Raw genomic sequence first — 12767 nt, forward strand, 5'->3', positions numbered from 1 at the left:
GTACGAAAATTCAGTCGATCTGCAGGTCGAGGCTTACGTCAGCGGCCAGGCGTACAACTTGACCGGGTCGGACCTCGTATTCGGTTTGAGGGTTGATTCGAACCCCTTCGATGAAGATGCCGTTTGCCGATCCGGTGTCCGTAACATGGAAGCAGCTACCGTCGAATCGCAAAATCCCGTGTCGTCGTGAGAGATTCGGGTATTGCGCGAATATCGCTGCTTGCGGATAATCGTCATCTCGGCCTAACAGCAGTACGTCGTCTGCGGTGATGTCGAGCGTGTCGCGACTCCCGATGACAACATGGCCGACGCGACGCCGAGCGCTCGGACGGTCGATGACAGTTCTTGGGGACATCGCAGATTCCGACTCGTGCGTATCCTCAGACGTCGGTTCGGTCGGTGCTACGAGATCCCACAGGTCCATACCGCAACCCGGGCACTGCGCGAACACAGAACGATCGGCAACCGCATTGCACCCGCAGGTGACGAGGTCGGTTGTCATGACAGCCACGAGGTGCGATCGAGAGTGACGCCGCGGTCCGTGAGTGCCCCACGCAAACGCGTCATGTCATTCTGCAATGGAATTCCAACCATCCATATGGTGTGTTCGTCCACGTGAACTCCGATTTCCCGACGCTGATCGGCGTACGTTTCTTCACGGCTTTCCGCCGGATATCGCATGGCGCCCAATTTCGAACAGACTTCGACGACTTGGTTCGACGATCCGCGTAATGCACTGTCGGAAGCTAGTTCACGAATGTACGGACCGCTGACCACAACATCGACCGCCGTGCTCAACCAGGGTAGGGACTGAGCGAGTTCATCGGTTGTACGGCCGGAGTAGAGCAGTACGTCCACATCATTGGCGCGGGTCGCGCGCCACATCTCGATCCCGTTGAGCAGTATCCGAAGTGCATCGGGCTGATCTGTCGGTTCACCGCCCGAGACCGTAATCCCGTCGACGTCATCGAGCTCCCTCAACCAGTCCAGTACGCTGTCGATTTCGACGCGCATCGCTTCGTCAGCCGGCCAGGTATCGCGGGACACACAGCCGCGGCAGTGCACGGTACAACCTTGGACCCAGATGCCGGCGCGCCGTCCGAAACCGAGACTGGTTACCGGATAGTGAAGGCGGGAAAGCAGCATCGTCGTCACGACAGTGTCACCATCCATCCGGTGGAATCTTGTGTGATCGCGGTGACCGTGGCGTGGGCTGTGGAAATATCCATCTCGAACAGAGCGCGAGATAGGGGGTTGACTAGCATTGTCTCGACAATTGTTCCGACCCCACGACCGCCGAAATCCAGTCTTTCACAAGCTGATTCGACGAGTTGCTGAATTACGGAGTCGGCCACCGAGATGTGTGTCCCACTGATGCTGTGCACGCGCCGCGTGACGTTGTCGACGAACATCGGCACCAAATCTTCTGCTGTTCTCGGTGAGATGAAGTCGAAGACCACGATATTGTCGCCGATGCGGTTCAGTAGTTCAGGTCTGCCGATGTCTTTTGTGAAGTGCTCGGAGACAGCAGCTCTGATGGTCGACTCGATCTCGATATATGGCCGACCTCGGGAGACGACGGGTACCCGTTCGCCCTGACTGTCGGTCCGGTAGACACCTAGGTTCGACGTGAAGACGATCAACGCTTCGGAGAAGTACACGGTCGAGCCGTTTCCGTCGGTCAGTCGGCCGTCCTCGAGAATCTGTAGGAATTTGTCGAGGATCCTCGGATGGGCCTTCTCGATTTCGTCGAATAGGAGCAGGCTGAAGGGATTGTGCCGCACTGCATTCGTGAGTTCACCCCCCGTGTTGTGGCCGACATATCCTGGTGGTGCGCCGATCAGCCGGGCTTCGGCATGCTCGGATGAGAATTCGCTCATGTCGAAGCGGATGAACGCATCCTTACGTCCGAATACCAACTCGGCCATCGACTTCGCGAGCTCTGTTTTCCCTACTCCGGTCGGGCCTGCAAAGAACAGAATGCCTTGCGGACGGGAGCTGTCGCCTGACCCTTGTGCGCCGGTCAGGCCGGTCGTCGACCGAATCAGGATGTCAACCGTCTTCCGAATCGGCGCCTGCTGACCGAGAACTCTGCTCCCGAGATACTTGGCACCCTCGCGAATTCGCTGTTTGAGCGCGGGATCTTGCCAGGGATTGTCGGGCACCCCCACTCGGAAAGTGCGGATTGCGTCCTCGATCGACGTGGCCACGATTCGACGATCGATAGCGAGACGGTTGACCTCGGTGATGGACCGCAGAGTCAATCCGTTGGTTTGTGCGGCGTAGCTCTCGATTACAGCTTCACGGGCAGTTGGATCGAGATCGACACCTCCGGGTAGGGAAGGAACAAGGCTGGTTACTGCTGTCCGACGCTGACCAAATGTAGGTGCGGGGATGGATACGACTCGGACCGTATCTGTGGCGACCAACCAATGCGGTAGGTCGTTCTCTTGGTCGACAAGCCAGAAGACCGTGTTGTACAGCGGCGTGATGTGCGGCCCCGGAACCGGATTCCGGCGCGCGGTGGACAACAGTTTTTCTGCTACTACCAGGACACGATGAAACTCAGGATCGCTGAAGTCGGGTCCAGGCGTCAGGCGGGAGGCGTTGTCGATGACGAGACACATCGGTCGTTCGGAAACCGCAACTGATTCAAGGAGTTGTTGAAGTGCGCGAAGCTGGGTCGTTCCGGAGTCAGAGGCCTTCCGATCCAGTTGCGACAGTACGGCTGCAGCGCTGCCACTTTCGTTGTCGTGTAGTACGCGTGGTCCGCTGACGATATCGAAGGTGATCTGGCATGAGTGGCCGGCGATCGACAACAGGGTGCTCAATGCCTCGATGACAGTTGCAAATCGTGGATGCGGAGTGCCCGGGCGCGGAAGTATTACAAAATCGCGCAGATTGCCGGTAATCGCAACCTGCGGATTTGCGGCGAGTGCCACATCGATTTCTCGGAGCCAGTTGGGAAGATCCTTGATGTGCTCAGGGGTAAGAGTAGGCGCAGTCACGCGAGCAACCATTTTCCTGAGCCGGCCATGGCAGTTCTCCTCTTGTGGCGGAAATTGTCCAGGAACGGAGTATTTCATCGTTGATGGAAATCGGCTGTCGTTCGTTTGACCTACACGCGCAAGTGATCCGGGGGTTCGGTCCATGACATGAAAGCTCTCGACAACCCAGGAGACCCTCATGACAGTTCGCACACGTACAGCCGCTCTGGCACTTGCCGCTTCGGGACTTGTCCTCACCGGACTGACGGCACTGAATGCTCCGGAGGCCGCGGCCGCTATACGGACCGGCAAGGTGATACAGCAGGTTAACGTCCGCAATGCTCCGAATACGAACGGACCGGTGGTTCGGACGATTCCTGCGGGAACCAACGTCGGAATCAATTGTTGGGTACCGGGACAGGCAATCACCGGACCGTACCGGACAACTTCTACGATTTGGTACACCATCGACGGCGGTGGTTATGTCACTGACTCCTACCTCGAGACCGGTTCCAACGCTGCTGTGACTCCCCGGTGTTCCGCCCCCGCTCTTGTGGGTGGTAGAGCCATGGGACGCACCATGACAGTGAACGACGCTACTCCGGGTCAATGCACCTGGGGTGCAAAGAATTACTGGAAGCAAGCAACCGGCTATTACCCCAATATTCACGGCGATGCCAAGGCCTGGGCCAACGATGCACGTGCAAACGGGTGGACGGTGGTCGCCGACGCTCAGGCACGGAGCATCGTCGTGTTCCAGCCGGGCGTGCATGGTGCCGACCGCAACTTCGGCCACGTGGGGTGGGTCGATTCCGTCGAGAATCGTGCTGACGGTCGGTACATCCGGGGTCGTGATATGAACGGTTACGGGAATTTCGTGCTCAAGGACGTTCCAGGGATGAGTTACATACTCGCACCGTGATTGACACGCCCACAGGTCGTCAGATCACCGGAACCACGGTGGGTCCCGAGACTGTGCCGTAACGCGTATCCATCGAGCGCAGGTAGTGCTCGAGTGCGATCTGCCCCCCTGGCATTTGCAGTAGCGGAGGTGGGCGCATCGGGAGTACCGCGCCGGCGACGAGGGCACTTGCACCGCCCATGCCAAGACCAGCGTCGTCGGCGATCCGAGGTGTCGGCGATTCGATGTCGACATCGGTCAGGAACCGATCCGCCGAAATCTCGGCCACGTGCGTACCTGAGTTGATCGTCGACTCGACAAGCTCGCTCAAGAGCTGTTGATCGCCCAACTTGTCCGCCCACACGAATATCTCCGCCATCCACTGCGAAGCCGTTTTCTCCCAGGAGAGTCGACTACTGGCAATCTCGAACTGGAATCGCTGCGCGTTGACGTACTGAACTGCGGGCAGGGCGAGTTCGAGTGCTTCCCGGTGTCGTTCGCCACCGGCGGCCGCAATAATCGATATGGCAGCCAAGAAGTCGCACTTGGCAACATCGATCATGGTCCTCAGCGCCAGGAACAGCTCCCGTGCGGCACCTAGGTGCACCAGTGCAGTGCCGGGACTTCCTTCCATGATTTCGGCGCACGCAAGGTTACGTTGGCACCAGCCGACATTGCGTCTGTAGGCGAGATCGGAACCGAAGTCTTCGATGGCCTCGGTAAGCACGTTCTTGGCTCGAACGAAATCCGAGGTCATGAAAGCAACGACCCCGATATTGCACCGGCATACGGCCGCTCGCGCGTGTTGCCCCAGACCGGCGAAAAGTGCCGCTGCACTGGAGAACGCCGCCTCGGCAAGGTCGAAGTCTCCTCTCGCGACATGAAGGCCACCCATATTTTGGTCGACCATCGCGACTCGATCGATCGAGCCGAACGAGTCGAACGCCGCGCGAGCCTTGACAAACGAATTCTCCGCGTCGGCGAGCCTTCCGGCCTCGAGATAGACCTGACTGAGGTGGGAATCGCTGGTCGCAACCCCGTAGCGAATACCACTGTTCGAAAAGGCTTTTCGTGATTCGAGTAGTGCTTGCTCGGCATCGTCGTATCGACCCAAGGAGAGGAGGCACACGCCGATACTCTGTTGGCATGCGGCAGACTTCTCGACATTCTCCCCGTTCACGAATGCAGCTCGAGCGAACTCGAGCCCGTCAATTGCCGCCTCGTATTCAGCGTTTTGCATCAACACCAGAGCTAACTCTTGCCGACAATCCGCCTCCAACTCGGACTCGCCCAATCCCACGATCAGTGCGAGCGATTGGTTGACAAAGTCTTCCGCTCTGGATAATTCGAGCCCTTCTCGCGCGAGCGCGCCGAAGTATCGTAGGCATGTCGCACGAAGTACCGGCTCTTCCACGGCGCTGAACTCTGCCAAGGCCGAGATCAGTAGTCGCTCGGCGGAGACCAAGTCACCGAGCTGCATCTGGACTGTGGCCAAGTGCATGTCGCACGTGGCCACAGAAACGATGTCACCAAGGCGTGTGTGAGCTTGTCGCGCACGGTTATAGGCGTCAACTGCGTCGGAAGGCCTTCCCTGGTCTTCGTAGATCATTCCGAGGCCGACGTCGATACCTGCTGCGTCGTCCGGATGTTCGTCGGCAAACAGATTGCGCGCGGATACCAAGGATGTGATTGCGTCGTCGATCATTCGGAGATGCAACAGCAAGAGTCCCAACTGCCTGTGGCAGTGTGCGCTGCGACTTGGACGGTCTGTGCGCGAGTGCAGCGCGATCGCCGCTCGGTAGGACTCGACTGCGTCTGTCACACGTTTAGCCTCGAAGTAGAGGTCTCCGAGTTGTTCCCAGCAATCTCCCTCTGCATCAAGGACTTCAGCCGTTCGAAAGAAATCGATTGCGGCGTGCAATTCGATTTCGGTGTCAGCAAGGTCCTCGACAGTTGACGTGATTCCGATGAGGTACTGGCAACGAGCGGCTTCCAGACCCTTGTCGACTTCGCGGTAGAGTGTCCGCGCGATGGTGAACTGCGCCTTTGCGGAAGTGATGTCCTCCATCTCGAGGAGACACGATCCGGCACCTTCGTGGCAGCGGGCGGACTCCTCTATCTGCCCAGAGGCGAAGAATCCGCGTGCTGCCCGGCTGAACGCTGCGTACGCATGTTGGACAGCGCCACTGTCCTCGTACAGTTCGGCGAGCACACCGCAGTATGCGGCTCCGGTCTCGACATCACCCCAGGATTCGAAGAGGTCACATGATTTCTGGAGCCACACGATCGCCTCGCGCTTGTCACCTGTGTCCGCGAGAACGAGGCCGAGTTCGCCGGCGCAGTCTGCTGTCAATTCCGGATCGTCGAGATCTGTCAGCAATTCCAGTGCCTGGCGCAACGTTTTGATCGAATCTGCGAATTGTTCGATGTCCGCCTGTGCAATGCCGATCAATCGTAGGCAGTGTGCGATGCCGTGAAGTTCGCCTTCTCTGACACATTCGCGCTGTGCGGCCCGAAGAAGTTCCAGCGCGTCGATGGCGTTGCCATCGGCAAGAAGATCGAGTCCGTCTAGATACAGACGGCTCGGCCAAGGGTGGTGTTTCATATTCATCCCACTCGGTCGGGCATGAATTTGCCGATCGTCCATCGACCTATTCCGAATACAACTGCATACGTGGCAAACACTGTCAGTGATCCCACAGAATCAACCTCGTCGCAATTGGTGGACATTCCAGATGCCGACGAAAGTAGCACGATAAGTCCCAATGCGGTGCCGACGATCAAGAGTCCCGTCTCAGGCCTCGCTCCGATCGTGCTTCCCAAAATTACAGCCGCAATAATACCGAGTGCAAGTGGAGTGGAACCCGAGGTGACCCCGACAGGAGAGGTGAGAAACAGGACGACATCAATAGCGCCGAACCAGGCCAGGCCGGCGACTGCTGCGCCGTTTATATTCATACCCCCGATAACGAACCCGCACGCAGCGCTGAGGAATGCGATCGCGACGAACAGTGCAACTGCGCTTATCCGCAGCGGTACATTCGTATCTATTCCGCAAATACTTGGCTCAGTGAGTTCTGACATCGCCGGCACCAGGGCTATAAGTCCGATCACGGAGTAGAGCAGGTCGGCCCCGATGGATACCCCTGGTAACGAGCCGAGCAGGGCAACGACCAGGGCGAAAATGCCAACTGCCACTCCCACTTCGGCCGGAGAGCCAAACGTCGGACTCTCGGACGCTGACAGTTGCACAAGCGCACTCACTGCTATGAACCCTGCCAGAAATGAACGTCCAAATCTATTCGAATTCGATGACGATTTCAATGGGAAGGTTGACCCACCTGGGTGTTCAGCGCGCGATGCTCGCCCGCCGAGCACGAAATACACCACCATCATCAGGAAGGCTAGAACGATGACGATCGCAGTCATAATGGGAAGTGAGTAGACATTGCGACCAGTCCTTCCGTCCGATCCGATATTGGCGAGGTTTCGAATAGGAGGACGATCACCTGCTTGTCGGATAATGATGAAGGAGTTCAGCGCCGGCCGAAAGTCATTCGATGAGACTAATCTACGAAGACGTTTCAATAGGGAGTTGGTGACATGTCGGGGAGCAGTGACTGGGCCGTCAGTGGTTGGTGGATCGGCCGTGAACTCGGCCGTGGTGGTCGTGCCGAGGCAACCCTGACACGAAATGACCTGATCGAATTATGGGTTAAGGCTTCGGCGTCACCGAAACCGAATATCAGGCACTTCGCCGAAGATCTTACGACGTGGACACACGAACTGGGAGCCACTGAATGGGTCGAGACGATGACCACACCTGAGGTTGCGCGACGTATGCGTCAGGGCGTCAACGAAGTGGCAACAGGTGTCGAAATTTGGGACATGGTGAGCATGATTGCTGCAGAGTATGCGGATCCCTTCGCGCGATGCTCCGCCAATGTTGTTCGGGACGTGAGGGCAGAGCGTCCTAGAGGTCTGTCCACTGCAATGGTTGATTCCATTCGGCCGCTCGAAGAAAACCATCCACGCACCGCTGCGCGAAACGCCATGATCGCAACCGAGCAGTGCGGCACAGTGACATCAACTCGAGATCATGCCGATCGCTTTGTCGAGACCCCGCAGTCGTTCACGAGTGAGATCGTGGCCGCAGCTATGCGGGGGTACAGCGGAAAGTTGGTGGACTATCTGGATCGAATCGCCGACGATGACGGCAATGAAGACCTCGAAATCCTCAGCAGCGCAATCGAAGATATGACCATCAGATATGGTGAACCCGACGTTGCGGATCGCTCCCCGTCAGCAGAGGAAATCGAGTTTGTCGAGCAAACTCTCGAGTCCTATCTCAATCGACGAATTGTCGACACCGGAGATCTCGACAGGCCACTGATCCAAGGAAGCAACCTGTACACCAGCTACGACGTCGTGGGCGAGACATGGCGCCGTGCACGTCGAAATATGTTGAAGCTTCATATCGCCGAAATTGAACTGACCGATGACCTCGTGACACGCGTCTACAAATCGAATCGCCACCGTGCGACGCAGGATCTGCGCCGCAAACTGTTCCGATCAGCTGATCGGACGGCCCACGCGCAACACCCTGAGAGCTATGGTCCTGAACGCACTGAACTGGCGCTCGGCCACCGAGGTGTGTTGATGAGGCTTCTGTTCGCCCGCGCGCATAGGTACGTGATGGACAGCTCGATCGAGTCGAGTCATCCGTGGGGCAAAAAATACGAAGGGCCGCTGCCGTGTTGGGAACGCGAGGTAGTTCTCGACATACTGCTATCGGATGCCGAGACCGTGCTCGATGGTTCCGTCCCCGAGGTCGCAGCATTCATAGACCGAGGCGCTGTTCGGCCAATGGTGCGTCACCTGCTCGAAGTACGCAGACCCACGAACACCCTCGCCCCTAGTCCGACAAAATCGGTTGCGCTGGTCATGCAACTCTTACAGGGGGCCCTGGCAATGGCAATCAATGACGACGACATCTTTGCCGGCGACGGTATCGAACTCGTCGGAAAGAAGGCCGCAGGACAAACCTGGACGCAGAAATCTGCTGAAATCATTCGGAGGCTTCGGACACACCGCGACGAATGGACCGAGTTGACGGAGACGAACAAGTGAGTGCATCGAAATACTCGCGCTCGATACGACGCGATGGCGGCGATCTCTCTTGGGACAGTGACGTTGCTCCCGCGGTTGCAGAAGTTGCGGTGTCCATCGCACCCGGCGTTGTAGTAGTCGTCGACGCTGCGGACACGTCGACGGTCCTGCGTTGGCATGTGGCCGAGGGCGGTGGCATCAGAGCGCTGGCCGCGGCCTGTGTGGAACCTGGCCTTGGCGGAATCCTCGAACGTGCGGCCAGTGGCATCGAAAGCGAATGTGACGCTGTTCATCTCGATGCACGGTGGACTCGTCTGGGTCTGACCGCGGCCTGTGGTCGCTGGTCGATGGTTCGGATGAACGAGAGCGTACTGGTGTTGGACGGCGCTGCCGCGCGACATCGAATCGGCGATACCGCCGCGGCTGCTCGCCTTTTTGCGGTTGCGTCTGCAACTCTCGAAGGGTTGGGGGTGGATTGTTTGAACGGTGAGATGTCCAGCAGCGCAGCCAAAGAGATGGCGATCGTGACGCTGGAAGCGGCAGAAGCGGTATCCGAAACGACTTGGGGTTACGTTCTGATGGACCTCGCTGCCCGAGTGCAGGCCGCCACCGCGTTCGACGACGACACGCTGCGGCAGTGGATCGAAGATCTGGTGGAAACACAATCGTTGAGCTTGGTGGATACGGATATGGCCGGTGACGGAACTCGCTCTCGTGCTTCGGTCTTCAGTGGGTACATCGATCCGCATGTGGTACCTCCGCGGATTCTCGCGTGGCGTGGTGCGAGCACGCCGGATATCGAAGCGACTTATCGCGCCGAGGGGGAGACGGGGAGAGTGATTTTGTCCGCACAATTGGCGCAAGGCATCGATGCCCACTCCCGCGAAGCCGGAGAGATGTTGGCGTACGCTGCAAATCGCAGATCAGGGCAGCTTCTCGTGAGCGTTCCAATGGTGGCCGATGGAACCAGCCTGATCGGGATGATGGAGATAGACGAGGATTCCCTTTCCGACATATGTTTCGGGATCTTTTGTGCTTCTAGCGATCCTCGCGATCTCCGTGCCGGCGATTCGGCCGGTGTGCTGGTCGACGTCGATCGGCTCATGCTGGAAGCGTGGGGATTGCAACGCGCGAAGTTGACCGCCCTGTACGTCGCGAACTCGACGTCGGAGTCGGAGGCTCGTAGAGCTGTGACGTCGGCAGCGCGCGGATTCACTCGGGAGGCATTGGATGCGGCTGAATCAGCGGTGGAGAAATTGACTTGGCTGAATGATGAGTTCGGTCGCGACAGTCAGTCGTGGGGTGCCCTGCTGGAAAGCAGAATCGAGGCAATCGAGCGCTTCATGGCAGCTGTGGAGGATGACAGGGCTGAACCACCAGGCACGCAGCCGCTATTGGCCGAATTGTTGATCACGCCGTCGGACGACAATGACCGCTCGGACGGGCGATCGTGACTCTCAGGTTCGAGAATCGCTCGGTTGTTCTTGTGCGAGCCGCCGATGCGGGCCCCACGTACATGTCATGGACGTGGATGGATACTCCCGACGTTCCCCATGCCGAACGTCTGGACAGCGAGAACCTTTCCGCAGCCATGACAATGCTCGATCAAGCCCTGCTGTCGCCATTGCCGTTGGGCCGGGGAGAACAGTCACAGGTCGAGTCCAAAGAGGATGCGGCGAGTCGGGCGCTGTTGCAGGGTGCGTTCGCCAGCCTCGACGGTGAACGGAAATTGGCTGCGTTGCTCACCGAGGCTGCGCTTCCGACGACGTTGCGCCGACAGATCTGTGAGCGATTCGAATCCCACGGAACAGTCCACGTCAGGATCACCCCTAGTCCTCGGATCGCACGTGTTCCCTGGGAATTGCTTTTCGCAGACGCCGATCGGAGATTGCTCGACATTGCGCTGGTGACCTTCGATCCGCCGGCGACAGTTCACGCTCATCGAAGCGTTCTGCCTCCGAACTGGGAAGATGTGCGTCACCTTCCTCCACTGCACGTCCTCGATCCACGTCTGCCCCCGAGTGCCCTCGAGCACGGCTTTCGGCAAACTTTGTCGGGTTTATCGAAAAATGCACTGCTCGATGGTATTTCAGAAGAACTCGAGTCAGTTTTCGGAGATCAAGCTGTCAAGATAGACGTGCCGAGAAAATTCGACCGAATTGCGTTGTCAGACGCTCTGCAGGACGGGAGATCCCGGTTGTTCTACTTCGGGCATGTATCCTCGAGTCCCGACGAACCAGGGTCTGCGTCTATTCACCTGTTCGATACGGTTGGGCCTCCGACTTCTGGGCGTGGGCAATGGGGAATGGCTGAGCCATTTCGATCGCTGACGGCACCCGGTCACGCGGCGTCGCCCAGCCAAGACCGTCACTTACCCTTGTGCGCACTGGATTTCCTTCTTGGTACACAGCAGTGTTCGGACGAGCGAGTATGGAGTCGGTACGGATCGGATCGAAGGAATTACGGCTTCGAAATCTGGCCTATTCCATGTCGTGTAGCGCTCATAGCGTGTGAGGGTGGCGTGGATTTCCGATCGGCCGAGACTTTCGGTTTGGTGATTGCGTTGGTGGACTCCGGGGCTTCGCTGGTGACCACTACCCGCTGGACGCTTCCGACCGACAGTGCTTTCCACAGCATCGGAAAAGTGCGGCGATCAACGCTTCCCACAGTCGAATTAGCGCTGGTTGTCGATCGCGCACACAATGGGATCAACGCAGTGGAGGCCGTCACTCATTGGCAACGTGACCAATTGCGCTTGTGGGAATCCAACCCGGGTGATCTGACGTATTCACCGATCGTGTGGGCATCGCTTACGCACACTGTTGCCATAGCGCGACAGGTCGACTCCGGCGATTTCTAGGCGCGTGAATTCCAGGTGCGGTTGAACTTTCCGGAGTCGACCGAAGCGCTCAGTTCCTGAGGAATTGTGTGCGTAAGGTAGTTTCGCAACTTGTCGTTGACCGCAATTCCCACTGCCCCCGCGGTGCTCAGGTACGCAGCCAACTTGGCGTGATCGAAGTTCGGCGAGCTACCTAACTGACGCAACTCCGTCCAGGCGATATCTTCACGTCCGATCGTTAACTCTCGCAACATCTCCCACGCCGCCGACGCTATTGCCTGTAGCAAACGATCCTCGTCGATGTTCCCTCTGGGTGACCGGCATAATCGGAGGATTTCGTCGCGCACCGTGGCATATTCCGGGATTGCGACCATCATGTAGATCGACCAACGTGGATCGCCGTCGTCCATCGAAGACCCCCCGAGTGAGGCGGTGTGGTCGAACACCGCACGCCTCACACTAGGTTTCGATTTTCACTACGGATATCGAGTGAACGACCGACAGATACAAGTGAGACGCAGGAGCTGTCAGAGCTCGTCGATCCCGATAAGTCCGTCCTGAAGTGCCCGCGCAAGCAACGCGGCTTTGGTCGGTGCTGTTCTCCCCGCCTCGTCGTACTTGCCGCGAATTCGTGTGAGGTGAGTGTTGACCGTTCCCGGTGCGATGTACAGCCTTTGCGAGACTACGGATTTGGAGTCGCACTGAATCCAGGCGAGTAAGACTTCCTTCTCGCGTGTACTGAGGCCCGGATCGATGCGGCGTGGCCGAATGTCATTGTTGTTCGGGTTGTAGTCGCTGGAGGTCATGTAGGCGTCCTTGGTGTCCGGGTGCCACCTTTGGTGGCGATGGTTTCTTGACTTCTATGAAAAGCGAGATATTTCGGGACGTCACTCCCTTTGGTGATTGCATGTCCATTCACGTGACAGTGAAC

At 58.1% G+C, this 12767-nt stretch carries 11 protein-coding genes; 4 read left to right on the forward strand and 7 right to left on the reverse strand.

Annotated elements, in window-relative coordinates; all coding sequences use genetic code 11:
* Window positions 1-10: 10 nt before the first annotated feature.
* From FFI94_RS00250 to FFI94_RS00260, 3 genes are read right to left on the reverse strand one after another with little or no spacing between them, the layout of a single operon-like run.
* Complete coding sequence (locus FFI94_RS00250; RefSeq protein ID WP_138871226.1) at window positions 11-502, reverse strand: FHA domain-containing protein; 492 nt, start codon at window positions 500-502, stop codon at window positions 11-13.
* The gene (locus tag FFI94_RS00255) at window positions 499-1173 is read right to left on the reverse strand and encodes a 4Fe-4S single cluster domain-containing protein (RefSeq protein WP_260683750.1); all 675 of its coding nucleotides are present in this window, start codon (window positions 1171-1173) and stop codon (window positions 499-501) included. The genes FFI94_RS00250 and FFI94_RS00255 overlap by 4 nt, the downstream gene beginning before the upstream one ends.
* On the reverse strand, window positions 1152-3008 hold the full coding sequence (locus FFI94_RS00260; protein WP_260683751.1) for an AAA family ATPase: 1857 nt from the start codon (window positions 3006-3008) through the stop codon (window positions 1152-1154). The genes FFI94_RS00255 and FFI94_RS00260 overlap by 22 nt, the downstream gene beginning before the upstream one ends.
* Before the next feature lie 178 nt (window positions 3009-3186).
* Between FFI94_RS00260 and FFI94_RS00265 the strand changes: the two genes are divergently transcribed.
* The gene (locus FFI94_RS00265; protein ID WP_138871228.1) at window positions 3187-3909 is read left to right on the forward strand and encodes a CHAP domain-containing protein; all 723 of its coding nucleotides are present in this window, start codon (window positions 3187-3189) and stop codon (window positions 3907-3909) included.
* A gap of 19 nt (window positions 3910-3928) precedes the next feature.
* On the opposite strand, the gene FFI94_RS00270 is transcribed toward FFI94_RS00265, so the two are convergent.
* Together FFI94_RS00270 and FFI94_RS00275 are read right to left on the reverse strand one after the other, a co-directional pair.
* Window positions 3929-6493 carry a tetratricopeptide repeat protein gene (locus FFI94_RS00270; protein ID WP_185993097.1) on the reverse strand — a complete coding sequence of 855 codons (2565 nt, stop codon included), beginning with the start codon at window positions 6491-6493 and terminating at the stop codon, window positions 3929-3931.
* Window positions 6494-6495: 2 nt separating this feature from the next.
* Window positions 6496-7152, reverse strand: a complete 657-nt coding sequence (locus FFI94_RS00275) for a hypothetical protein (protein ID WP_138871230.1) — start codon at window positions 7150-7152, stop codon at window positions 6496-6498.
* 339 nt (window positions 7153-7491) lie between these two features.
* Here FFI94_RS00275 and FFI94_RS00280 point away from each other — a divergent pair, with 339 nt between their 5' ends.
* From FFI94_RS00280 to FFI94_RS00290, 3 genes are read left to right on the forward strand one after another with little or no spacing between them, the layout of a single operon-like run.
* Window positions 7492-9018 carry a hypothetical protein gene (locus FFI94_RS00280; protein WP_138871231.1) on the forward strand — a complete coding sequence of 509 codons (1527 nt, stop codon included), beginning with the start codon at window positions 7492-7494 and terminating at the stop codon, window positions 9016-9018.
* The gene (locus FFI94_RS00285; RefSeq protein WP_138871232.1) at window positions 9015-10451 is read left to right on the forward strand and encodes a hypothetical protein; all 1437 of its coding nucleotides are present in this window, start codon (window positions 9015-9017) and stop codon (window positions 10449-10451) included. Before FFI94_RS00280 ends, FFI94_RS00285 begins: the two co-directional genes overlap by 4 nt.
* Complete coding sequence (locus tag FFI94_RS00290; RefSeq protein ID WP_138871233.1) at window positions 10448-11857, forward strand: hypothetical protein; 1410 nt, start codon at window positions 10448-10450, stop codon at window positions 11855-11857. Before FFI94_RS00285 ends, FFI94_RS00290 begins: the two co-directional genes overlap by 4 nt.
* Here FFI94_RS00290 and FFI94_RS00295 read toward each other — a convergent pair.
* On the reverse strand, window positions 11854-12246 hold the full coding sequence (locus FFI94_RS00295) for a hypothetical protein (RefSeq protein WP_144298279.1): 393 nt from the start codon (window positions 12244-12246) through the stop codon (window positions 11854-11856). The genes FFI94_RS00290 and FFI94_RS00295 overlap by 4 nt on opposite strands.
* A gap of 117 nt (window positions 12247-12363) precedes the next feature.
* Window positions 12364-12642 (reverse strand): LuxR C-terminal-related transcriptional regulator, encoded by a 279-nt coding sequence (locus FFI94_RS00300; RefSeq protein WP_138871235.1) that lies wholly within the window; start codon window positions 12640-12642, stop codon window positions 12364-12366.
* Window positions 12643-12767 lie beyond the last annotated feature (125 nt).

Source organism: Rhodococcus sp. KBS0724 (assembly GCF_005938745.2).
Lineage (GTDB): Bacteria > Actinomycetota > Actinomycetes > Mycobacteriales > Mycobacteriaceae > Rhodococcus_F.